The following is a 22,168-nucleotide window of genomic DNA, read 5'->3' on the forward strand; positions in this document are numbered from 1 at the left end:
TACAGCCAAATACGGCCACACCAGAATAACGACGGTTTACCGCCGAATGTGGCAGAAGAGAAATACTGGAATGCTCAAAAGACGGTGGCCAAAATAACTTGACCACTACAACTTGGAGTTGGTGCTGGGCAATATATTGGTGATCTCATTAGTGGAGAGCAAAGCAGTACCGTTACCTACATCGCTTTACTTTCGGTGCTTGCGAGTATTGCTACTTTCCTGATTCTGATGGTATTTCTCCCTTGGTGGGAGTCAAAAAAAGGAAATCTGGGGAAATCGAAGCCAGTGCCAGTTTGTTGGTCTCCTGTTTTGTGGGTGCCAATGACTTTTGTGGCAATATTTGTAGTACATTGTGTCGTCAATGCATAACAATCGCAGGCAGTACGCTCCGGGCCTTCGCCCCTCCGCGGGACAGCTTACCTTACGCACGTTTTGCGCAGGTCCATGCGCTCCCATTTTTGGAGTTATTGTCAAATCTGGTGTATGCCATCAGGCGACTACCCGTCTAATTGATCAATTATTGCCTCTCCATCCCGGAACTGGACGTTGTTGAGCACCAGTTCCAGCTGTTTAAATCCTTTGATTTTCTTCCAGCGTTTCTCAGCGGACTGCAGCAGCGTCGCCAGTTCCGCCTCGACCGCCATGGCGATCAGGACAGAGGTCCCTGACGGATGGTCTCACGGAGCGAGCCCAGGCCCTTTGACTCTGGTTGTGAAGGAATATGCAAGGTAGACTTATCCATGGCGTACTCCTTTTGTTGGTTGTGATCGTCGTGGTGATCAACCAGCAGGGTACGCCACCTTTTTAGCCTGCTGCCATACACCAGGAATCAGCATAGTGTAGTGGCACACCAAATTTAACCACCTGACTTTGAATGATACTATCACTCTCAGCGAAGATCAGGTGAATTAATAACCAGTACCAATAGAAGATTTAGCCCAGATTTCCGAGTGAACAAACAATCAATGGATTGTCCCGGTTACCTGGGCGCCTCCCATCCCAGACTGGTGCTCTACCTGCCCCATCGCCCGGACGGCCTGACACAGTTCGCAGACACCCCCGGCGCCCGGGCTTTGATCGCCGCCAACTCCAACCACTGGCGCAAGATAGTGACGCTGCTGGCCAAGGTCGCCAGCCCCATCGCCAACGACTGGCGCCGCTTCAGGGATGAGGAGCTGTTCCGACACACGGCGCTTTGCTTTGCCCCTCGTCTGACAGACACCGCCGGCTGGCACTGGATCGGCGGCAGGGACAATCTCCGGCGTTTCGACAGGCTGCTGCACAATGTGCGGCCGCTGGCCGACAGTCCCGATATAGCAATGGATCCCGACAGGCGCCTGCTGTTGACACCCTACCCGGACTACCGGCAGCTCAGCAACGCGCTGGTGGCCGAAGTCCGCTCGGCCCTGGCGGGGCTCGGGTTTTACAGCCGGTGATGCGGGAGCATCGCCATTTTTTGCGTATAATGCGCCGCTTTGCACAGATCGTCCGGGAGCCAGTATGCGCATTATTGCCTTTATCCTGATGTTCTGGAGCGCGGTGGCGGCCGCGTCCGGTTTCTACGCCAATCCGGAGTTGCAGCGACAGATGCCCGACGCCTTTGCCCTGCAGCCGGAAGCGCGGGACTTTCTGGCGCCGGCCTTCCGCCTGACTCTGGTCCAGGGCGATGCGCTGGTCGCTGCAATTCGCAGAGACAAGCCGCTAGAGAAAGCCATTTCGCGGTGGGCCGAGCTGTCCATCGATGAACAGATTCCCTATCTGAAGCGTTTCTTCGAGCTGGAAACTGCGGTGATGGGTATAGACCCGCCGAAGCTGGTTATCGACAATCACAGCTACCCGGGCCGCACCGCCTATTTCGATTTCGACCCGGAAGACCCGTCGAGCGGCACTGTATATCTGAACCCGGATAAGCTGGCCGATCGGCACAAATACGATTCACTGGCGTTCCTTATCCACGAGACCCGCCACGCCTACCAGTTCCAGCGGGGCTTTTCCGGCACAGGATCCGCGGCCGACCCGATAGATGCGGGTTATGCCCAGGCCTTCAGAGCACAGAAGACGCTGAAGGGTTTCTCCTTCAGCGACTTCCTGACACTGCTGAACGAATACGAAGCCTTTCAGTTTGCCAATTATGTGATCGGCAGATTGACCGACTGGCAGTTGCAGTTGACGGATATGGGCACCTTTGCCAGCCAGTTCGACCGCAATGGAAATCTCAAGATAGACCTGGTCCGCCTGGCGGCAGAGGATTCCGAGTCCAGCCTGCTGGAGCGCTATAATCTGCTGGCCGAGGAGCAGTTCAAGCTGCGGAGCGGCAAATAGCCGTCCTGAACGGATGATGGGAAAAAAAGCACTGGTCATCGGCGCCACCGGCCTGATCGGCCGCGCCCTGGTCGATCGGCTGGCGGGTGCCGAACATATCCGCGAAGTGGTGACTATCACCCGGCGCCCGGCAGCGCACAACTCCGACCGGGTGCGCAACGAGGTGGTGGATTTCGAGCGGCTGGGCGACTACCAATCGCTGTTCGACGGCGACCTGCTGTTTTCCTGCCTCGGTACCACCCGCAGCAGCGCCGGCTCACTGCAGGCCCAGCGCAAAGTCGACGTGGACTACCAGCTGCGCGCCGCACAGCTGGCTGCCGAAAACGGCGTGGACCACTATCTACTGGTCTCCTCCAGTGGCGCCAACGCCGACAGCCGCAACGCCTACCTGAAAATGAAAGGCGAGCTGGAGCAGGCGGTTTTGCGGCTGCCTTTCACACGTATCAGTATCTTCCGCCCGTCGCTGCTGCTCGGCGAGCGGAATCATTTGCGCATCGCCGAGAGGCTGGGCGGCTGGCTGCTGCCGCCGCTGTGCGCCCTGCCCGGCCTGCGCCGCTACAGGCCCATCCGCGGCGAACAGGTGGCCGCGAAAATGGTGGCGGTCAGCGCGCGGACCGGGCCGGCGGTGGAGACTTTTACACTGGACGAGCTGTTCGAGCCCTAGCGGCTGGCTACAAAGCTTTCCCCACTTTTCCAAAGGCCCGCCGGACTGGCGGAGCGCGGCCGACCGATCGAGCCGGCCGACCCAATAGAGGCGTAAGCTTCCCCGTCAATAGGATTGGCCGCACGCCTGTTCCGGCGCAGGCGCGCTGCCGGACTTGGCGAGTTGCAGCAGGAAGCTCATGACATGCAGGTCCTGGAAGCGCTGTTCATAGGGCGGGAAGCTCGGCACGCCCTGCGGGAAGGCGTTCAGGTGGCAGCGCGCACAGCTGAAACCCTTCTGCGTATAGGTCTCCAGCGTCGTATTGACCAGATTTTGCACGTTGGAATGCTGCGGCCCGGGAATGCCTGGCCCCAGGTGGAGATTGGGCTCGCGCAGGTTTTTGTTCTGGGTTCCGATCAGCTGATAGTAGGACCAGACGCTGTCTCTCAACAGGCTCTGGTATTTTCGGTTCACCAGCTGCACATCGCGCGGAATCGGCGTCACCCGGGATACATTGACGCGCTCCCGCTCCGTCGGGGGAATCAGCGGGTCCCCCGCCTTGTAGGCCAGGGGTATCACGCCCGCCACACCGGCCTCGCCGTTGACCTCATAGCCGTTGGCGTAGCGCGCCGGCCCGCCGCCCTCCCCGCCGGGATTCAGGGCCGGGTGCCTGGGGGTCGGCAGTGGATCGAACAGCCGCTTGCGGATACGCACATTGTCGATTTGCTCGAAGGTGGACGGCAGGTGGCCGAAGGGCGTGACGCGGTGGATATGGAAGCCGACCAGCCCCATCAGGGTCGGTTCACTCAGCGATCCATCCGGCAGCGGAAACTGCATCATGCGGCGGAAGTAGCGCCCGGGGATATCCGGGTTGTCGCCGTCGGTCTTCAGCACCTTCCAGGCCGCTTTCACCTCGGTTATGCCCTGCTGGGCGTAGGGCGGCAGGCTGTCGATATAGAATTCCAGGCCAGTGGGCAGCGGCTGGAAACGGCTGGCATCGTCGCCCGGAGAGGTGGCCGGCGGCGGTGCCGCGTTATGCGCGTTGGCAAACTGGATATATTTCTGCACCGCCCGCGCCTGGGTGTCCGCGTTGAAGTAGCCGAACTGCTTGATGTAGCGGAAATAGGGCTGGCTGAGGGTGACCTCGACGCGCAGGTACTCGCCGTTCTGATCGACGAGCGGCCCGGTGGGCACATTCGCATCCGTATAGGGCTGGTTGATTCCCGGTGCGAAGGGGGTGCCGTAGGGATAGCCGGGGGTATAACAGGGCGGCCGGCTCTCCCGCTGCAGGCCGACAAAGTCCGGCGTGCCCCACTCCACCGGCCACTGCTGCGGGTGCACGAATACCGTCTCCGGCGACATATAGGTTTCCCATACCACCAGCCGATTCGGCTCGGCGGTGTTGGAGATGGGCGCCAGCGGCAGGCCGGGGTCCGGCTCGCCCCGCTGGCCGCCCACTTTGTAGGGCCAGTTCAGGGCGATAAACGTCTGCCAGGCGAAGTCGTAGACCTGGAGCTGGGTCGGATCGACCGGGGGATCTGGCGGCGTTTCCGCGGGGCGGAAGCGCTGGTTTACATCGAAGGGCATTATCCAGGGCTGGGGCGGGAGCAGAGGACTGGCTTCGGCGCCCTGCAGCGGCGACAGAAAAAGTCCCAGTGCCGCTATCACCCCCATCCGCTTAACTAACGAGTCCATCTGTGCAGCTTCTCCGATGGTATCCGCACCGCAGTTCCATTACAGAAGCCTAGACTTATCTGCGCGTGTTCATGTGCCAGCGAATAGGGTGGCGCAGCATCCCCCCCGGCCGTACCGGTACATATACTGGAAGTTGCAGTCTCAGTTCTCGCTCGTTTAGCGAGTCACCAATTAGCCGCTGCCAATGCCCCAGGATTTCACCAGCCTGACCCAGCTGCTGGATCATATCGCCAAAACCGCCAGGCGCCGCAAACGCGTTTCGCTGGACCTGGTGGTGCGCGCGGTGGGCCGGCGCTCTTTCGCGCCGCTGTTGCTGTTGGTGGGGATTGTGCTCTTTTCGCCGCTGAGTGCGATTCCCGGAGTGCCGACGACAATGGCGGTGCTGGTGCTGCTGACGGCGCTGCAGCTGCTGCTGGGGCGCCGCCACTTCTGGCTGCCGCAGTGGCTGCTGCGGCGCTCCATCTCCAAAGAGAAACTGCTCCGGGCGCTGCACTGGCTGCAGAGGCCGGCGCGCTTTGCCGACCGCTGGCTGCAACCGCGGCTGGTGTTCCTGGTGCGCCGTACCGGCACCTATGTGATCGCGGCCCTGTGCGCGGTGATTGCGCTGGCGCTGCCGGTAATGGAGCTGGTGCCCCTTTCCGCCACCATCGCCGGTATGGCGCTGACCGCCTTCGGGCTGGCGCTGGTGGCCCACGACGGCGCCCTGGCGCTCTTCGCCTTTGCGGTGACGGCCTTCGTGTTCGGGCTGATCGCCGGCACCCTGCTGTAGCCGGGCGCTTAGCCGCCGGGCTGGTAGTCCGGATCGGCGCCGCAGGAGGCCCGCACCACCAGCTCGGTGGGCAGCACCGCCGACTCCGCCTCCCGGCCTGCCACCAGTTGCATGACTCTGTCCACCAGCAGCTCGCCGCCGCGGTGGATATTCTGGCGCACCGTGGTCAGCGGCGGCGTGTAGAAGGGGGCTATCGGGATATCGTCGAAGCCGACCACCGCCACATCGGACGGCACCCGGCGGCCGCTGGCCTGCAGTGCCTTGATGGCGCCCATGGCGATATTGTCGCTGGCGGCGAAGATGGCGTCGAAATCCGCCGCGCCATTGTTCAGCAGCGCCATGGCTGCCTGGTAGCCGGATTCGATGGAGAAGGCGGCGCCGATGTGCCGCTCGCTGGCGCCGAGGCCGGCGCCCTGCAGTGCGGCCAGATACCCCTGGTAGCGCGCCTCGATTTCCGGGTGGGCGATATCGCCGAGGAAGACGATACTGCGCCGGCCCAGGCCGACCAGGTGCTCGGTGGCCTGGCGGCCGCCCATCCGGTTGTCACTGCTGACGATGCAGTAGTCGGAACCGGGCTTGCGCGTGCCGCCCCAGACCACCAGCGGATCGCCGAGTTTGTACAGTTCGCGCAGCGGGCTGTCGTCTACGCCCTGCCCTATCACGATAACGCCGTCGGCGCGGCGGGAACCCAACAGGTAGGCGTGCCAGTCGGCGCTGGTGACTATGCTGCTGGAAAAAAGCAGGTCGTACTTGTGCCGCGCCAGTTGGTCGGCGATGGCGCCGATCATGTCGATCATAAAGGGATCGGAAAAGGACTGGCCGCCCGCCTTGCCGGTGTTGATGACCACGGAGATGGTATGGCTGCGCTGCAGGCGCAGGTTGCGCGCGCTCTCGTTGACCTTGTAGTTCATCGAGCGGGCGATTTTCTGGATGCGCTCGCGGGTCTTCTCGTTGATCAGCGGGTTGTTGTTCAGCGCCCGCGATACGGTGGATTCGGACACCCCCGCCAGGCGTGCGATATCGGACATGGACACGGGGGCATCCTTGGGCATGCGCCTTCACCTCAAAAATTGCAAAGGCGCCATCTTAGGTGGGCTGCAAACGTTTGTAAAACGGCCGTCAGTGGGATGCTGGCGCCACGGCGCCGGCAAAGTCCCCTCGCCCCTCCCGCTCCACCGCGCGGCGGAAAAAGAACAGGCTCGCCAGTATCACACCGATCGGCACCAGCGACAGGTAGAAGGCGAAGCGACCGTCGTAGGCCTCGAACACGGCGCCGGTAATCAGCGAGCCGGTGGTGCCGCCGAGGGCGGAGAAGATCACCAGCAGGCCGGTCATCGCCGAGTGCTGGTGCTTCGGCAGCGAGCTCAGCATCACCGAGTTGATGGCCGGGTAGATCGGCGCCATAAACAGGCCGATCAGCGGCAGGATAAACGCGGCCACCGGGGCATTCAGCCAGTTGATATCCGGGTTGGCCTGTACATTTTCCGCCAGCGGCAGAGTCAGCACCACCAGGGCCGCCATCGCCAGCAGACAGATATTCAGCACCGGATACCAGTGCAAGCGGCGCATGACGGCGCCGGCGCCGAGCCGGCCGATGGCCAGACCGGCGGCGAAGATGCTGGTGGCCTGCACGCTCATGGCCGCCGGCAGCTTCAGGATTTCATTGTTGAAGGTGGGCAGCCAGGTGCCTATGCCCTGCTCTATCAGCACATATACAAATGCCGAGATGATATAGATACACACCAGAGGTTTGGCCACCAGGCGCAGCATCGCGAAGAATTCCTGCAGCGGGCGCTCGCCCTCGACGCGGGTGCCGGACTCATCCATTTCCGTGGACCACAGCAGCACAAACGCCAGCGCACAGATGCCGGCCAGCACCCAGTAGACATTCAGCCAGGCGGTGGAGGTCGGATCGGCGGAATCGATAAAGGCGCCGAACAGCCAGTAGCCGCTGAGCACGCCCAGCATAAACACCCCCTCCAGGGTGTTCACCATACCCGCGTGCTCTTTCCGGTCCCGCGCCAGCAGGCCGATGGAGGAGTAGACGGCGACCTTGACCAGCGCGAAGGAGACACCCACCGCCAGGAACAGCAGCTTGGCGGTCCAGAAGCCGGGCAGCAGCGGCATGCACAGGCAGGCGGCGGTGACTATGCCCAGGCCGGTCAGCATCGCCTTCCTGAAACCGAAACGCGGCAGCTGCGAGGCCACCAGGAAAGACACTATGCCGATCGGGATATCCTTGAAGCCCTCCAGCACACTGGCGGCGGACTTGCTGACGCCGTAGCTGTTGATCACCTGCAGTATCACTGTGCCGACGCTGTTCAGCAGAATCGCGAAAACCAGGTAGATGGCGAAGAGGGCGAGTAGTATGCGCTGGTTGTTCATGGCGGCTTCTTGATTGTCTGTGCGGCTGCGGCCGGGGCTGCGCCGACTCGTTATTGTACATTTTTTAGCCATCTCTATGTATGGCGCCGGGCACCAGTATGGCGGAAGCGCCGCCGCACTGCAATCGTTTGCAAAACACACTGGCCACCGGACTTGAAGCCGGTGACCAGTCGCAGCTTCCCGGTGCCAAACAAATCCCACAAAAGGAAAAAAGTTCAAATATATCAAATAGTTACAAACCAACTATTGATGCGTGGCGAATTCGAGCAACCGCCGCTTGCGGCCGCAGTTCGCCGATTTGCAATCGATTGCAAACCGACATCGGATGGCGATAAACTGGCCGCAGTGGCGCCGCGGCGCCCGCGGGTGTCTACACCCGCTCCGTTCAATCCCGACACGCGGTGGTGGTATGCAGCAACAACAAAAACCCAATCATCAGGTGCACCCCTGGGAACTGGTGGAAGGCGACTTCCACCCGCAGGACTACGGCCTCAACGCCACCCTCTTCGCCCTGGGCAACGGCTTTATCGGCCTGCGCGGCGCCTTCGAGGAGGGCTACGACCCCGAGCCCTTCGCCGACGGCTGCTACCTCAACGGTGTCTACGCCAGCGAGCCCATCACCTACGGCGAGAGCGCCTATGGCTACGCGAAAAAAAACCAGCGCATGCTGACAGTGCCGAACGGCAAGTCGATCCAGCTGTGGATCGACGGCGAGCGCTTCTCCCTGGCGGAGGGGGAACTGCTCGACTACGAGCGCCGCCTGGATATGGCCGCGGGCCTGCTGCACCGGAAGCTGCGCTGGCGCTCCCCGGGGGGCAGGACTATTGAGCTGCACAGCCGCCGCCTGGTATCCCTGACCGAAAAGCATCTCTATCTAGTGCACTACCAGCTGACGCCGCTGGACTTCGACGGCGAGGTGCGCCTGGTCTCGGCGCTGGATGCGGGCCTGGCGCAGGCGGAAAAGAGCGACGACCCGCGCCTGGCCTCGCCGATCGACCGCGCGGATATTCAACTGCAGGAGAGCCACGCCGACGGCGAACAGCTGGCCCTGGTGCAGAAGGTCCTGAGCAGCGGCTTTACCGTCGGCTCCGGGGCCCTGCACAAAATGGCATTCGATGGCGATTGCGCGCTGGAAAATTCCCGCGACGGCGAGCGGGCATCGGTGCAGTACCGCCTCGCCGCGCGCCACGGCCAGCCCATCCGGCTGAGCAAATATGTGGCGCACTTCGCCGAGCGGAAAGAAGGTGCTATCTGCGCCGCTCAGCTGGGCAGCTATTTAACCCAGCGCGCCGCAAAGAGTTTCGACGACTACGCCGAACTGCAGCGGCGCGAGCTGGACAGTTTCTGGGCCAGCGCGGACGTGGAGCTGCGCGGCGACGACGCCCTGCAGCAGGGCATGCGCTTCAATCTCTTCCACCTGTTCCAGTCCCTGGGTCGCGACGGCCGCACCAATATCGCCGCCAAGGGCCTGTCCGGTGACGGCTACGAGGGCCACTACTTCTGGGATACCGAGATCTATATCCTGCCGTTCTTCCTCTACACCCAGCCGCAACTGGCGCGCGGCCTGCTGGAGTACCGCCACTCGATACTGGACGCGGCGCGGGCCCGGGCGCGGGAGCTGGCGGTGAGAAAAGGCGCCCTCTTCCCCTGGCGCACCATCGGCGGCGAGGAGTGCTCCGCCTACTACCCCGCCGGCACGGCCCAGTTCCATATCAACGCCGATATCGCCTACGCGGTGCGCCACTACTGCCGCGCCACCGGCGATATGGACTTCCTGCGCGACAAGGGCGCAGAGATAGTGATCGAGGGTGCGCGCCTGTGGCTTGAGATAGGCCACTTCAACCCGCGCCGCGACAACCGCTTCTGCATCAACGAGGTCACCGGGCCGGACGAATACACGGCGCTGGTGGACAACAACTTCTACACCAACCTGATGGCGCGCGCGCACCTGGACTACGCCTGCGAGGTGTACGACTGGCTGCGGACCAATGCCCCCGAAACCGCCGCCGCACTGGTGCAGCGCATTCAGCTGGACGAAGCGGAGCCCGCAGCCTGGCGCCGCGCCGCGGATGCCATGTACCTGCCGGAGGACAAAAAACTCGGCATACACCCGCAGGACGACGGCTTCCTCGACAAGCCCGAGTGGGATTTCGCCAACACCCCGGCGGATCACTACCCGCTGCTGCTGCACTACCACCCGCTGGTGATCTACCGCCACCAGGTGTGCAAACAGGCGGACGTGATCCTGGGGCTCTTCCTGCAGAGTTCCGAATTTACCCTGGAGCAGAAACGCCGCAACTTCGATTTTTACGAGCCGCGCACCACCCACGACTCCACCCTGTCCGCCTGTATTCACAGCATTATCGCCAGCGAGGTGGGCTACCCGGAAAAGGCGCTGGACTACTTCCAGCAGGTGGCGCGCATGGACCTGGACAACCACCACAACAACACCCAGCACGGCATACACACCGCCTGTATGGGCGGCACCTGGATGTGCCTGGTGCAGGGTTTTGCCGGCATGCGCCTGCACGGCGAGACGCTGAGCTTCAACCCCACCCTGCCCGGGGGACTGGACGGCTACCGCTTCCGCCTGCAGTTCCGCGGCCGCACCCTGGAGCTGGATGTGGACAGGAATGGCACCCGCTACACGCTGATCGATGGCGAACCGATCACATTGCACCAGGGCGACAAGATACTCCGGCTCAGCGAGCCGGGTCAGCCGCTCGCCTGCGAGCGGGCACCGGTACAGGAGTTGGCAGTATGAGTTTCCGCGCGGCAATCTTCGACCTGGATGGCGTTATCGCAGACACCGCCCGCCTGCACCTGCGGGCCTGGCGGCAGCTGGCGCAAGAGCTGCAGCTGCCCTGGGGCGAAAATATGGAAGAGCGGCTGAAGGGACTCGAGCGCATGGCCTCGCTGGAAGTGATTCTCGGCGAAAAGCGCGCGGCCTTCAGCGAAGAGGAAAAGATCGCGCTGGCCTCGCGCAAGAACGACTGCTACCGGGAGCTGATCCGGAGCCTGACAGCGGACGACCTGCTGCCCGGTGCCGGGGAATTGCTGGCGTGGCTGCGCGGCCGCCGCATTCCGATAGGTCTGGCCTCGGCGAGCAAGAATGCGCCGGCGGTGCTGGAGGCCCTGGGCATTGGCGACTGCTTTACCTTTATTGCCGATCCGACTGCAGCGGCGCCCAAGCCGGCGCCGGACATCTTCGCCGCCGCCGCCCGGGGGCTGGCCGTCGAGCCCCTCCACTGCCTGGCGTTCGAGGATGCCGCCGCGGGTGTGGCGGCGATCAAGGCGGCCGGCATGACGGCGGTGGGTGTCGGCGATCGAAATGCCCTGCGGGAGGCGGATTACCTCCTGGACAGCCTGACCGAATTCGATGCCGGCCGCTTCTTTGCCGCCCCTGCCATCTCTACAAGCACAGTGGGCTAAACCCTGCAGGATGGGCAAAGCGCACTGTGGCCATCAATAATCCGAATGATGGCCACGCTGCGCTTTGCCCGTCCTACCTTGAATCCGCACAGTTCATATTCTTGAGCAGCAGAAAGCCCTATCGCGCTGTAGGCGCCTCACGGAACCGCCGAGCTTGTAGGAGCGGCCCATGGCCGCGATCGATTTCGATAGAGACGCCGGGCCATCGCCGATCACAGCCCCTCCATTTGAGGCATTCCATCAACAGATATCCACAATAATTCTTTGCGAAGCCGGAAAGCCCGATCGCGGCCATGGGCCGCTCCTACGGAAATAAAAAAGCCGCACGGCGGAGACCGTGCGGCAAGCTCAATGAGCGCGAATATCGCGCCGACAAACTAACTGGCAAATTGATTAGAAATCGTAAGCGACACTCAACTTAATATTGCGCGGCAGAATGTAGCGCACATTGGCCGCGAGCGGATCGCGGGGATCGCCCTCGGTGGCCCCCTCCTCGTCGGTCAGGTTGTCCACCGCCAGCTGCACGCTGAGGTCGTTGATAGTCAGCATGGTACCCAAGTCCACCTTGGTGTAGGCGGGCAAGGTTGTGGTATTGCCGCTGTCGCTGTAGCGCTCGCCGACGCGGCTGACCGCGCCGTACAGGGACATATCCACGCCGTTGTTCAGGGTCCAGTCGTAGCTCTGGGTCAGGCGCAGCTGGTGCTCGGGCTGGCGCTGCACCTGATTGCCCGCGAATTCGCCGCTGGTGATTTCCGCATCCTGCACAGTGGCGTTCAGGCCCAGGGTGAAGTCGCCCCAGTAGAGCTCGCCGTCCAGCTCCAATCCGGTGGCTTCGGTTTCCAGGCGGGTGCAGACACTGCCGCCGACGGTGCAGTCGGGCATACCCTGGGTCTCGTTGTAGAAGAGGGTCGCGAACAGCGAATAGTTCTCGTCCTGCAGCTTGTAGCCCCACTCGGCCTGGTCCACGTCGATCACCAGGTCGGAACCGGCGCGGAAGCTGTCGCCGAACTCGCGGTAGTTGTCGAAGTCGGCAAACTTGAAGCCGGAGTTGATGCGGAAGAAGCTGCCCATATTGTCGGCGAAGGCCCAGTCCACCGCGGCGGTGTAGGCGGTGCCATCCTCGTCCGCCTTGTAGGTGGTGAAGACGCCGTCGCGGGCACCGTGGTCCACCGAGTAGTTGGTTTCGCGGTTGGCGGAGCGCACCCCCAGGTCGAAGGTGAAGTCGCCGATATAGAATTCACCGGCCAGATAGAGCGCATTCTCGCGGGCGTCGCCGTCGGCCTCGACATCGTAATTCCAGCCGCAGCTGGCCACGCCCGCGGCGTTGCATGCAATCTCGCCGGCGCCGCCGCTGCTGGCGACCTGCTCGCCGTCGTGGCCCAGCACATAGTATTTCTGGTTGCCGAGGGACCACCACTCGCCCACCTCCCAGCTGGAGGCGTAGTAGCCGGCGGTGATCTTGGCGCTGTCCCACTGCTTGGCGATGCTGAAGTCGTTGCTGGCCGCCTCTATCTCCTTGCGCACCACCCAGGGGCCGAACTGTTGCACCAGGGTGTCGCCACTGACGGCCTTGCCGGAAACGGTGGTTGCCGCAGTAATGGCGTCGCCGTTGATATCGGTCAGGCTGTCCAGGCGCACCGGGCTGCCGTTGGGCACGAAGCCCAGGGTATCGGCATTGCCGCTGGTCAGCGCGAAGCGGTCGGTCAGGGTCCAACCGTCGCCCAGGTCCAGCTCCACATAGGCGCCGCCGATGCTGCCGTCCCAGCCGCGGCCCTCGCCCATATCGAAGCTCTGCCACACGGTTTCCGAACCGCCGCTGCCGTCCGCCTGGCTGACCGGTACCAGTACCCTGCGGTTGCTCGGCCCCACCTGGGTGTAGTCCGCCGGCAGGGTCGAGGCGCCGGGCAGATACCAGGTGCCGTGGTCATCGGTGTCGCGCAGGTAGAAACCGGCCTTGCCGTTGTCCAGCTCCGCAGTCAGGTGCAGGGTGAACTGGTGCCCCTCTTCCGCACTGAAGCCGGCATCGCGCACACCGGGGGAGGAGCTGACGTAGCCGCCCATCATGTAGTAGACGTCGTCGCTCAGCTTGCCGGTCAGCAACGCGTCCATCCGCTGCAGGTCGTAGTCGGAGGTGGTGTACTTGACCCGGCCCTCGGTCTCCTCGGTGCCCTCCTTCAAAATAAAGTTGGTGGTCAGGCCCGGCTGGCCGTTGGAGTAGACCGGGTTGGGGCCGCCGCGCAGGCCCTCGACGCGCTGGATGGTTTCATCGACGCGAAACAGCGAGGAGTTCTCGAGGAAAGACAGGGTCGGCGCCGGGTAGACCGGCAGGCCGTTCATGGAGACGGTGACGAAGGGGGCATCGCTGCCGCCGGGGAAGCCGCGCACATCGATATTGGCGCCGGACACGCCGCCGGAGCTCTCCACCCACAGGCCGGGAATGGACTTCATCAGGTCCGCGGTGCTGGCCGGGGAGACTTTCGCGATCTCGTCATCGCTCAGGGTGGTAATGGAGAAACTGGCGTCCAGTTTGCGGATACTGGCGCCGCCGGGGGTGCCGGTGGTCACCACCTCCTCGATCAGCCGATCGTCGGATGGCAGCGGCTGGCCCGCCTGCTGCGCGACCAGGGCGCCGCTGAAACCCAGGGAGATAGCGGCCAGGGATACTGCCTGGGCCAAAGGATTCTTGTTCATCAACTCTTCCCTCTCGTCCTCGTTTTTATGCAACTTATTGTTCGCGGTGTAAATTTTCTGATCGCTATACCGCCAAATGCAAACGATTGCATGCGCCGATACAACGCAGGCATCTGGGGCCACACCGTGCAGATCACTATAATGCGGCAATGCAATCGATTGCAATAGTGAAAAAACTGCTACTAGGAAGTTTTGGCTATCGGGCTTACGGCCTGTTATTACTTTTTGATCTTAAATTTGTGGAAATCGAACGATTGGTAGGCGGTATCGGCGACCGCAACCGGCGAATTCCGCCCCATTCCCGGGCGTCGCGAGCGCGACCGAGGAGCCGCTCAGCGGGATCCGGTGGCCGGCGGGTCGAAGAGATGCGGGCGGCGGGCCAGCGCGTATATTGCCAGCAGGTCGTACACCCCGTGCCAGACCATCACGCAGAGCAGGCTCTCCGTCGCCCGATAGGCGATTCCCAGCAGCAGGCCGACGGCCAGCGTGGCGGCAAAATAGGTAAAGGAGGCGTAGTGCAGCAGCGCAAACGCGATGGACGCGCCGAGCAACCCCAGCAGCGGCGTGCTGTGGGCGGCGAGCCAGGGCTGCAGGAAGCCGCGGAACATCAGCTCCTCACAGATACCGGCGGCGGCGGCGAGTGCGACTATCTGCGCCGTGGAGTAGTGGCGGAACAGCGCGTGCAAGTCGCGGCAGTGTCCGCGCAGTGTCGCGCCGGCGGCGGTATTCGAGCGCAACAGCCACAGCGCGGCGGCGGCGCTCAACAGCGCGAACAGCACACCGAGCGCGATGGCGATGTAGCCGTGAGCGCCGGTGAACGACAGCGCCACATCGAGGAAATGGACTCCGGCCAGCCCGGCACCGAGGGTGATCAGCTGCACCGCCATCAGCAGCACAAAGGTGTTGCTCGGCGATAGATTGGAATGGCTCACCGCAGGCTCCAGCCGTGCAGCGCCGGGCTATTCGGCGGCGTTGGCAACGACATTCTTCAACCGCGCCCGGCCGCCAGCGGACACCATCAGCTCGGCCACGCCGCCATTGCGCAGATCGCTTTCCAGCCCCAGGGCCTTCTCCTTCGGAGCGAAGAACGCCTCTATGCCGTATCTGACCCGATACGTGGATTTTGAATCGCGCAGCCAGGCGCCGGTGATCCTGCCGCGCAGGAAGACACCCCGCTCGGGTTTATCCAGACCGACTCCGGCCGGCTCATACAATCCCACCCGGTTTTCCTTCAGCGATACATAGACCACTTCCCCCTCGCGGAGCCTGTCGCCAGCGGCGATACCGGACGCATCCACTTCGGAAAAGTCGTACTCGAGGCGCGCGTAGTTGCCGCGAAACAGGGAGCGCGGATCGACGGGGATGGTTTTCACGCGGATCTCCTCGCCGGTCCACAGCGGCAGCTGCGCGCCGACGTAGATACCGCTCAGGATCAGAAACTGAAAGGCGATGGCCGCAGCCAGGCCCAGCCGAATATTCCGCTTCATAGCGCTCCCTCCCGACTGTGCTGGCGCTTCCAATACCTGGCCGCGCCCAGCAACAGCGCGGCGAACAGCGCGAAGATCAGCGCGCCGCCCATATAGTCGCCGATCAGATCGATATAGCGCAGCAGTGCGGTGAGCAGTATCGCGACCACGCCGAGAAAGAAGTAGTGGCTGATGCCGCTGTTGATACCCCGCACTATCAGCCAGACCCCGCTGCCGATCAGGGCGAAATTGGTTGCGACCTGGAAATACAGCGCCTGCGCCCCATCGCCGGAAAGGATCACGGCGCTAAGCGTCAGCAGGAAGACCCCCGATAACAGTGCGCAGGAAAGCCGGCGCCCCGCCCTGACGGCGAAAAACAGCGCGGCGCCAATCAGGACCGCGAGCACCAGCCCCATGGACTGCCAGTGGTTCCAGTCGGCATCGAGCAACCTCTCCCAGGGGCCGGAAAAACTCAACACCAACAGCAGAATCAGCGCGAAACGCAGGCACCAGATGGCGATCACCGCGGCGTAGTCCTTCGCCACCGCCGACGGGCGCACACTCAGCCAGTGGCCGAACGCAAACAGCAGGATAAACAGCGCCACGGCAACGGCGAGGTTTTCCGCCTGCAGGTCAAACAGGAAAAACTGATCTGCGTCGCGCCACAGGGCCGCGAGGGAATACTCCACCCAGAATCCGACACTGGCGAGCGCAACCAGCAACAGCACTATGCTCTGGGGCCCGCGCCAGAGCACATAAAAAGTGGCGAGGATAAACAGCGGAAACAGCGCCGGGTAAAAGCCGTAGGAGGTTTCCAGAAAAAACCAGATCAGCGCGAGGAGATTCGCCTGCAGAGCCAGCCAGGGATTCCTGGTCAGCAGGGCGAACGGCACACAACCCAGGGCCCACCAGAAGACGCCATCCGGCATATGCTCGCCCAGGTGATAGATCTGCGCGATCAGTATGATCGAGGCGCCGAAGAAGAGGTTGCCGAGCAGAAAGAGAGCGATACCGGCGCTCCGGTCGCCGCCTATATAGCGGCGCAGCGCCAGCCCCTGGGTCGCGAGCGTCAGCGCGATCAAGCCGCCCATACGCAGCCCGCGCGGTATCTCCTCCCAATTGGCGCCGAGCAGAGTGATGATTGCGAGGCCGATAAACAGGTAACCGAGCCCCATCAGCACGTTGTAGCCGAAGGAGCGCTGCTTTACCTGCTGGAAATCGACACCGTAGCGATCGCAGATCCGCTCCGCCTGCGCCTCGCTGATCAGCCCCTCCTGCACCCAGTCGTCGGCCTCTCTCGCCAGGTCGTTCTTCAGCAACCGAATCAATCGCATCGCGATCCCCCACTCTTCCGCCCTATTCCAGTACTGACTGAATCTCGCAGCACTGGTCACAGGGTTGGAGTATCCGCAATGGCCGCCGCCAGCGCAATTCAGTCAGACAAAACAGGGGCTATGAGCCGAAAACTCTTAATCATTAAAAACTATCAAAGTCATTTAAATTGATTATTTTAATTGAATGCACCAAGTCAATAGTATTCAACCCACAGAAAGCAACGACTCAAGTAACCACAGTCAACGAGGAGAAACCTATGTCTCGCTATATCGAATCCGAACTGAAACCCTTCCGCGCCAAGGCCTACCAGGGTGGCGACTTCTTCGACATCAGCGACGCCGACGTCAGAGGCAAGTGGGCCGTGTTCTTCTTCTACCCGGCGGACTTCACCTTCGTCTGCCCGACCGAGCTGGGCGACCTGGCGGACAACTACGCCGAGTTCCAGAAGCTGGGCGTCGAGATCTACTCTGTCTCCACCGACACCCACTTCACCCACAAGGCGTGGCACGACACCTCCGAGACCATCGGCAAGATCCAGTTCCCGATGATCGGCGACCCCACAGGCACCATCACCCGCAACTTCGGCGTGATGATCGAGGAGGAAGGCATCGCCGACCGCGGCACCTTCGTGATAGACCCGGAGGGCAAGATCCAGATAGTCGAGATCACTGCCGGCGGAATCGGCCGCGACGCCCAGGAACTGCTGCGCAAGATCAAGGCCGCCCAGTATGTCGCCGCCCACCCGGGTGAAGTCTGCCCGGCCAAGTGGAAGGAGGGCGACGAGACCCTGGCCCCGTCCCTGGACCTGGTCGGCAAGATCTAAGAGCGCGGAGCTCCGGCTCCGCACAAAGGCCGCAGGTCCGCCCACCAAACCTCAACCGGGACTGCCATCCCCACTTGCCCACCCCCGGGTGGGCCTTTTTAACCCGAATGCACAGTTAACAGGACACACCGATGTTGGACGCCAACCTGAAACAGCAACTGGACACCTACCTGCGCAATATCGTCGAGCCGATCGAGCTGCGTGTGTCCAGTGACAACAGCCCCAAATCCGCGGAACTGGAAAAACTGGCCGACGAAATCGCCAGCCTCTCCGACAAGATCGAAACCCTGAGCGGCAGCGGCAAGCGCACGCCGAGCATGGCGATCGCCCGCAGGGGCGAAGCGCCGCGGGTCAGCTTCGCCGGCATCCCCCTCGGCCACGAGTTCACCTCCCTGGTCCTGGCCCTGCTGCAGACCGGCGGCCACCCACCCAAGGCCGATCCGGAACTGCTGGAGCAGATCCGCAACCTGGAGGGCGAATACCATTTCGAAACCTATATCTCGCTGTCGTGCCAGAACTGCCCGGACGTGGTGCAGGCCCTGAACCTGATGGCGACGTTGAACCCGAATATCACCCACGAAATGATCGACGGCGCCCTCTTCCAGGACGAAGTCGAGCAGCGCAATGTGATGGCGGTGCCCGCCGTCTACCTGAACGGCGAGCACTTCGCCCAGGGCCGCATGACCCTGCAGGAGATCGTCGCTAAGCTGGATACCGGCGCCGCCGAACGCGAAGCCGAAGCGCTGAACGAGAGAGCCCCCTACGACCTGCTGGTCGTGGGCGGCGGTCCCGCCGGCGCCGCGGCCGCGATTTACGCCGCGCGCAAGGGCATCCGCACCGGCCTGGTGGCCGAGCGCTTCGGCGGCCAGGTGATGGATACTGTGGGTATAGAGAACTTTATCTCGGTGCCCTACACCGAGGGCCCCAAACTCGCCGCCGGCCTGGAGCAGCATGTGAAGGAATACGGCGTGGACATTATCACCGGCCAGCGCGCGGCAAACCTGAGCCGCAACCAGCTGCTGGACCTGCAACTCGAGAGCGGCGCCACACTGAAGAGCCGCTCGATAGTACTGGCCACCGGCGCCCGCTGGCGCCAACTGGGCGTACCCGGCGAAGAGGAGTACAAGACCCGCGGCGTGGCCTACTGCCCCCACTGCGACGGCCCCTTCTTCAAGGGCAAGCACGTGGCGGTGATCGGCGGCGGCAACTCCGGCATAGAGGCGGCCATAGATCTGGCCGGCATCGTCAAGCATGTCACCGTGCTGGAATTCGCCGACACGCTGCGCGCCGACCAGGTGCTGGTACGCAAGGCCCGGTCGATGGACAACATCGATATCATCACCAATGCCCAGACCACCGAAATCCTCGGCGACGGCAACAAGGTGAACGGCCTGCAGTACACAGACCGGGTCAGTGGCGAGAGCAGACAGCTGGAACTGGCCGGCGTCTTCGTGCAGATAGGCCTGGTGCCCAACACCGAGTGGCTGAAAGGGAGTGAAGTGGCACTGAACCGCATGGGCGAGATCGCGATAGACGAGCGCGGCGCCACCAGCCTCCCCGGCGTCTACGCCGCCGGCGATGCCACCACCGTGCCCTACAAGCAGATAGTCATCTCGATGGGTGCAGGGGCCACGGCGGCCCTGGGGGCTTTTGACTACCTGATCCGTTCGTCCGTTAGCGGCGACGCGGCACAGGAGAAGACAGCCCCCGAGGCGCTGGCGGCCAACGCTTAATCCATCCCAAACAGTTTAGAGGCGGCCGGAGCAAATCCGGCCGCCTCTATTCCCTACCCTTCATCCGCTGATCAAGATTCCACCTAATTGTTCAATTCCCTCCTGCATCCACTCGAAAAAATGATCACCGGGACCGATATCTGGCCCATACTGCCAACTCCGGCGACCCCCCCATAAGAAATAATGCCTTACGAGGCTTCGGGAAAATGGGGATAGGAGTCAGTGAGACCGTTTATCCAGAACAGGTAAAACGTACCATTTCCGCTGCAAGCTTGACGCTGCGGGCGTTTCAGCGCACTCTTGGTCGCATTGTCTCAAGTGAGATATGAGGCGGGGAATAGTGGTCGTTACGGCTACGATACAAATGTTACATGTAGTCATAAACCATGAGTATCAGTCAATTAATTAAAGAATGGAAATCAGTCCCAAAGCCAAGCGGATTCGTAGCGGATATCAGTAAGGCTTCAGAGGCAACTATGGAGTATGGTGATGTGGAATCATACTTCTCGGGTAAAAGCTGGGATGAAATTGATCCAGAAAATGATGAAATTAGGTACATGTGTCCACTTTTGTGGATGAATGCGGGGTCAGCTAAATATTACTCACTGGCTTTCCTAGCCTACCTTGCTTCTGAAAAAGCTAGAGAAACTGAGTATGAAACCCCCAATATGGTGGTGCACTATTTTGAAGGTGAGTTCAGCATCCTGCCAGAACTTACTCAGAAGCAGCAGGCGCTGGCGAAGCAAGTTCTGCAGCTATATAAAGACCACGAGGCCGCAAACATGTAACAAAGCCAGGCAGGATGCTCCGGGCCTGCGGCCCTCCGCGGGACAGATTACCTTGTGCACATTTTGTGCGGGTCGCTGCGCTCCCATTTTCGCACAAAACATGCACAAGGTAAGCTGCCCCTGCTGGCGGCGTTAAACTCTAAATACCGTAAATCTACGTTCTAAGGAGAGAAAATGAAAAGGCCTCACATTGAAGACGCATGGAAATCTTTTAAGGAGGTTTACGATGATGTCGGTAAAACTGTTTCTGGTGTAGGAAAAAAAATTGGCGGGAAAGTTGATTACAATATCAACAAAATTCCAGAGGGTCAGGGTAGGTTTGAAAATGCCTGCGCCATTAGAATGAGCTACGTCTTAAATCAGAATGGGGTAAAAATACCATTTATTTCTGGCCAAACAGTTTCCGGTGGAAAGGGTGATTGGTATATTTTTAAAGTCAAAACAATGATTTCCTATTTAAAGAAAGTGTTTGGCGATCCCGACCATACATTTAAAAATCCACAAGAAGTATCTTTTTCAGATAAGAAGGGTATCCTAGTTTTTGATGTCGATCAATGGATAGATGCTTCTGGCCATGCAACCATTTGGAATGGTAACGCATGCTCAGATAAATGTTATTTTCCGATTGCAAAGAAGGCTTATTTATGGGAATTAAAAAGCAAGCGTTCCTCTTGGTGATTACAGTATCCACCTTAGGATGCAGTTCTGAAATAACGGCAAAAACTAAAGAAGAGTCGGACTTTAGAAAATATGCAATGTCAATTTGTATTGGGTCTTCATTTTCAGAAAAAATTATATCTTCTGACGCAAATACATCTGCCAACTCGTATCACGGAAATTTGGATTTAATGGCTTATGATAAATTACGAGAGCTCCAAAAAACTTGGAAAATAGACAAATTCAATAGCAAGAACGGCGGCAAAGTCAATATTGCCAGATGTATTGAATTCTCCGAATCTCGCGAGGTTGGTTTAATATTTGAAAAATTCAACCCCTGTGAAAATAAAGAGGCTTGGCTAGACGCTGAGGAGTACAGTTCCCAGTGCAGTTGAGACGTCGAGTGTAACAATTCGCTGCTGAGGGACAGCCTCCTTTATGCACATTTTATGCAGCTCGCTACGCTCACATTCTTGCATAAAATGCGCATAAAGCAGGCTGCCCCAGAGCTCAGCGCTATGTGCAAAATCGAGCAACGCGCTGATTAAGGTGGAATAGATTTGGCTAAAACATATTCATGTTCTTTCCCTTCCATAAGGTATTCCATAGGCGCATGCAATGCCTTCATGCAGCATCAAGGTTATATCCATGAAATGGAGGAAAAATTTGAGTCTATGCATGAGTCAGTAGCGGCGTCCACATCTGACTCCACATCTATTTATGCAAGCTTGAAATATTCTGAGATCTTTCCAAAGATTCACAGAGATTCTGTTTTCGTCTCTACCGTTGGATACCTTGAATATTTATTAGTGGGCTTTTGTCGAGCCTGCGAAAAAGATTTTTCAGCAAATAAATCAATTAAAAAAAGACCTAACCTTCGCGATACTTTTTCGTATTTGGCTGACTGCGTAGAATTGGATCTCACCTCAATCTCTGAAGAGATTTCATACTTTAGTGATTGCTCGTTCATCAGAAATGCTATTGTGCATAGGGCGGGCATAATAAGCGAAAATCTAGATCAAGAAGCATTTAATAGATTGCATAAAAATCATGAGATTTCATTGGATAGAAATTTTGGTGTAGTTATTTCGCGGAATTTTATTCTTGAATTTGTAGCCAACTGCCGTGGGATTTTCATCCAGCTTGAGGAACCTGTAGATAGAAAAATTATAGAGCGCTTTGGGCCCTATAATCACCTGACTCCAGAAGAGCAATTGGCACTTTTAAACAATGTCTAGGCCCCCGGCAGCGCACATAACAATCGCAGGCAGGATGCTCCGGCCCTTCGGGCCTCCGCGGGACGCCCAACGCTGCTGCGGGCGTTCTGGTTGTAGAAAAACTCTGTAGAAGTAGTGTTTTTTGATAGAATTGGCGGATCATAAAAGGAATGTCCGCCATGCCCAATTTCAAGCGGTATAACTACAACCAG

The 22,168-nt window shown here is 60.3% G+C and carries 20 protein-coding genes; 12 read left to right on the forward strand and 8 right to left on the reverse strand.

The genetic code is table 11. From position 1 onward, the window contains the following. Positions 1–497 precede the first annotated feature (497 nt). Positions 498–644 carry a hypothetical protein gene (locus ACXAF3_RS17505; protein WP_475113601.1) on the reverse strand — a complete coding sequence of 49 codons (147 nt, stop codon included), beginning with the start codon at positions 642–644 and terminating at the stop codon, positions 498–500. A 306-nt stretch (positions 645–950) separates the two neighbouring features. On the opposite strand from ACXAF3_RS17505, the gene ACXAF3_RS17510 reads away from it, so the two are divergent. From ACXAF3_RS17510 to ACXAF3_RS17520, 3 genes are all read left to right on the forward strand, one after another. Then, positions 951–1,436 (forward strand): DUF6942 family protein, encoded by a 486-nt coding sequence (locus ACXAF3_RS17510; RefSeq protein ID WP_475113582.1) that lies wholly within the window; start codon positions 951–953, stop codon positions 1,434–1,436. A 64-nt stretch (positions 1,437–1,500) separates the two neighbouring features. Beyond that, the gene (locus ACXAF3_RS17515) at positions 1,501–2,322 is read left to right on the forward strand and encodes a hypothetical protein (protein WP_475113583.1); all 822 of its coding nucleotides are present in this window, start codon (positions 1,501–1,503) and stop codon (positions 2,320–2,322) included. Positions 2,323–2,338: 16 nt separating this feature from the next. After that, positions 2,339–2,986, forward strand: a complete 648-nt coding sequence (locus ACXAF3_RS17520; RefSeq protein ID WP_475113584.1) for an NAD-dependent epimerase/dehydratase family protein — start codon at positions 2,339–2,341, stop codon at positions 2,984–2,986. A 105-nt stretch (positions 2,987–3,091) separates the two neighbouring features. Here the strand turns inward: ACXAF3_RS17520 and ACXAF3_RS17525 are convergent, their stop codons facing one another. Then, positions 3,092–4,660: a hypothetical protein gene (locus tag ACXAF3_RS17525; protein WP_475113585.1), complete on the reverse strand. Its 1,569-nt coding sequence runs from the start codon at positions 4,658–4,660 to the stop codon at positions 3,092–3,094. A gap of 184 nt (positions 4,661–4,844) precedes the next feature. Between ACXAF3_RS17525 and ACXAF3_RS17530 the strand changes: the two genes are divergently transcribed. Then, positions 4,845–5,429: an exopolysaccharide biosynthesis protein gene (locus ACXAF3_RS17530; protein WP_475113586.1), complete on the forward strand. Its 585-nt coding sequence runs from the start codon at positions 4,845–4,847 to the stop codon at positions 5,427–5,429. A gap of 8 nt (positions 5,430–5,437) precedes the next feature. Here ACXAF3_RS17530 and ACXAF3_RS17535 read toward each other — a convergent pair whose 3' ends face one another. After that, complete coding sequence (locus ACXAF3_RS17535; protein WP_475113587.1) at positions 5,438–6,481, reverse strand: LacI family DNA-binding transcriptional regulator; 1,044 nt, start codon at positions 6,479–6,481, stop codon at positions 5,438–5,440. Positions 6,482–6,548: 67 nt separating this feature from the next. Next, a complete protein-coding gene (locus tag ACXAF3_RS17540) occupies positions 6,549–7,814 on the reverse strand; it encodes an MFS transporter (RefSeq protein ID WP_475113588.1) in 1,266 nt (421 codons plus the stop codon). Between the two features lie 409 nt (positions 7,815–8,223). Here ACXAF3_RS17540 and ACXAF3_RS17545 point away from each other — a divergent pair, with 409 nt between their 5' ends. Together ACXAF3_RS17545 and pgmB are read left to right on the forward strand one after the other, a co-directional pair. Continuing rightward, a complete protein-coding gene (locus ACXAF3_RS17545) occupies positions 8,224–10,578 on the forward strand; it encodes a glycoside hydrolase family 65 protein (RefSeq protein WP_475113589.1) in 2,355 nt (784 codons plus the stop codon). Beyond that, a complete protein-coding gene (pgmB, locus tag ACXAF3_RS17550; RefSeq protein WP_475113590.1) occupies positions 10,575–11,246 on the forward strand; it encodes a beta-phosphoglucomutase in 672 nt (223 codons plus the stop codon). Before ACXAF3_RS17545 ends, pgmB begins: the two co-directional genes overlap by 4 nt. A gap of 393 nt (positions 11,247–11,639) precedes the next feature. Here pgmB and ACXAF3_RS17555 read toward each other — a convergent pair whose 3' ends face one another. The 4 genes from ACXAF3_RS17555 to ACXAF3_RS17570 all read right to left on the reverse strand — a co-directional run bounded on the left by ACXAF3_RS17555 (position 11,640) and on the right by ACXAF3_RS17570 (position 16,737). Continuing rightward, positions 11,640–13,937, reverse strand: a complete 2,298-nt coding sequence (locus ACXAF3_RS17555) for a TonB-dependent receptor (RefSeq protein WP_475113591.1) — start codon at positions 13,935–13,937, stop codon at positions 11,640–11,642. 332 nt (positions 13,938–14,269) lie between these two features. After that, a complete protein-coding gene (locus ACXAF3_RS17560; protein ID WP_475113592.1) occupies positions 14,270–14,869 on the reverse strand; it encodes a lysostaphin resistance A-like protein in 600 nt (199 codons plus the stop codon). 27 nt (positions 14,870–14,896) lie between these two features. Beyond that, positions 14,897–15,424: a GDYXXLXY domain-containing protein gene (locus ACXAF3_RS17565; RefSeq protein ID WP_475113593.1), complete on the reverse strand. Its 528-nt coding sequence runs from the start codon at positions 15,422–15,424 to the stop codon at positions 14,897–14,899. Continuing rightward, the gene (locus ACXAF3_RS17570; RefSeq protein WP_475113594.1) at positions 15,421–16,737 is read right to left on the reverse strand and encodes a DUF2157 domain-containing protein; all 1,317 of its coding nucleotides are present in this window, start codon (positions 16,735–16,737) and stop codon (positions 15,421–15,423) included. The genes ACXAF3_RS17565 and ACXAF3_RS17570 overlap by 4 nt, the downstream gene beginning before the upstream one ends. A 257-nt stretch (positions 16,738–16,994) precedes the next feature. Here ACXAF3_RS17570 and ahpC point away from each other — a divergent pair, with 257 nt between their 5' ends. From ahpC to ACXAF3_RS17600, 6 genes are all read left to right on the forward strand, one after another. Then, positions 16,995–17,561 carry an alkyl hydroperoxide reductase subunit C gene (gene ahpC, locus ACXAF3_RS17575; RefSeq protein ID WP_475113595.1) on the forward strand — a complete coding sequence of 189 codons (567 nt, stop codon included), beginning with the start codon at positions 16,995–16,997 and terminating at the stop codon, positions 17,559–17,561. 131 nt (positions 17,562–17,692) lie between these two features. Beyond that, positions 17,693–19,294 (forward strand): alkyl hydroperoxide reductase subunit F, encoded by a 1,602-nt coding sequence (gene ahpF / locus ACXAF3_RS17580; RefSeq protein WP_475113596.1) that lies wholly within the window; start codon positions 17,693–17,695, stop codon positions 19,292–19,294. Between the two features lie 386 nt (positions 19,295–19,680). Next, positions 19,681–20,082, forward strand: coding sequence for a hypothetical protein (locus ACXAF3_RS17585; protein WP_475113597.1), 402 nt, complete (start codon positions 19,681–19,683; stop codon positions 20,080–20,082). A gap of 174 nt (positions 20,083–20,256) precedes the next feature. Beyond that, positions 20,257–20,760 carry a type VI secretion system amidase effector protein Tae4 gene (locus ACXAF3_RS17590; RefSeq protein ID WP_475113598.1) on the forward strand — a complete coding sequence of 168 codons (504 nt, stop codon included), beginning with the start codon at positions 20,257–20,259 and terminating at the stop codon, positions 20,758–20,760. Beyond that, entirely contained in the window at positions 20,727–21,134 is a 408-nt protein-coding gene (locus ACXAF3_RS17595) for a hypothetical protein (protein ID WP_475113599.1), read from the forward strand. The genes ACXAF3_RS17590 and ACXAF3_RS17595 overlap by 34 nt, the downstream gene beginning before the upstream one ends. Before the next feature lie 231 nt (positions 21,135–21,365). Continuing rightward, positions 21,366–21,977, forward strand: a complete 612-nt coding sequence (locus ACXAF3_RS17600; protein WP_475113600.1) for a hypothetical protein — start codon at positions 21,366–21,368, stop codon at positions 21,975–21,977. The last annotated feature ends 191 nt before the right edge of the window (positions 21,978–22,168 follow it).

It is taken from the genome of Microbulbifer sp. ABF4_143, assembly GCF_056160225.1.

Bases quoted from the DNA above. Each gene is read 5' to 3' on its own strand.
- ACXAF3_RS17505 (WP_475113601.1), bottom strand. From the start codon at position 644: ATGGCGGTCGAGGCGGAACTGGCGACGCTGCTGCAGTCCGCTGAGAAA.
- ahpF (WP_475113596.1), top strand. From the start codon at position 17,693: ATGTTGGACGCCAACCTGAAACAGCAACTGGACACCTACCTGCGCAAT.
- ACXAF3_RS17570 (WP_475113594.1), bottom strand. From the start codon at position 16,737: ATGCGATTGATTCGGTTGCTGAAGAACGACCTGGCGAGAGAGGCCGAC.
- pgmB (WP_475113590.1), top strand. From the start codon at position 10,575: ATGAGTTTCCGCGCGGCAATCTTCGACCTGGATGGCGTTATCGCAGAC.
- ACXAF3_RS17520 (WP_475113584.1), top strand. From the start codon at position 2,339: ATGGGAAAAAAAGCACTGGTCATCGGCGCCACCGGCCTGATCGGCCGC.
- ACXAF3_RS17525 (WP_475113585.1), bottom strand. From the start codon at position 4,660: ATGGACTCGTTAGTTAAGCGGATGGGGGTGATAGCGGCACTGGGACTT.
- ACXAF3_RS17535 (WP_475113587.1), bottom strand. From the start codon at position 6,481: ATGCCCAAGGATGCCCCCGTGTCCATGTCCGATATCGCACGCCTGGCG.
- ACXAF3_RS17540 (WP_475113588.1), bottom strand. From the start codon at position 7,814: ATGAACAACCAGCGCATACTACTCGCCCTCTTCGCCATCTACCTGGTT.
- ACXAF3_RS17595 (WP_475113599.1), top strand. From the start codon at position 20,727: ATGGGAATTAAAAAGCAAGCGTTCCTCTTGGTGATTACAGTATCCACC.
- ACXAF3_RS17600 (WP_475113600.1), top strand. From the start codon at position 21,366: ATGCAGCATCAAGGTTATATCCATGAAATGGAGGAAAAATTTGAGTCT.
- ACXAF3_RS17530 (WP_475113586.1), top strand. From the start codon at position 4,845: ATGCCCCAGGATTTCACCAGCCTGACCCAGCTGCTGGATCATATCGCC.
- ACXAF3_RS17590 (WP_475113598.1), top strand. From the start codon at position 20,257: ATGAAAAGGCCTCACATTGAAGACGCATGGAAATCTTTTAAGGAGGTT.
- ACXAF3_RS17515 (WP_475113583.1), top strand. From the start codon at position 1,501: ATGCGCATTATTGCCTTTATCCTGATGTTCTGGAGCGCGGTGGCGGCC.
- ACXAF3_RS17565 (WP_475113593.1), bottom strand. From the start codon at position 15,424: ATGAAGCGGAATATTCGGCTGGGCCTGGCTGCGGCCATCGCCTTTCAG.
- ACXAF3_RS17555 (WP_475113591.1), bottom strand. From the start codon at position 13,937: ATGAACAAGAATCCTTTGGCCCAGGCAGTATCCCTGGCCGCTATCTCC.
- ACXAF3_RS17585 (WP_475113597.1), top strand. From the start codon at position 19,681: ATGAGTATCAGTCAATTAATTAAAGAATGGAAATCAGTCCCAAAGCCA.
- ahpC (WP_475113595.1), top strand. From the start codon at position 16,995: ATGTCTCGCTATATCGAATCCGAACTGAAACCCTTCCGCGCCAAGGCC.
- ACXAF3_RS17545 (WP_475113589.1), top strand. From the start codon at position 8,224: ATGCAGCAACAACAAAAACCCAATCATCAGGTGCACCCCTGGGAACTG.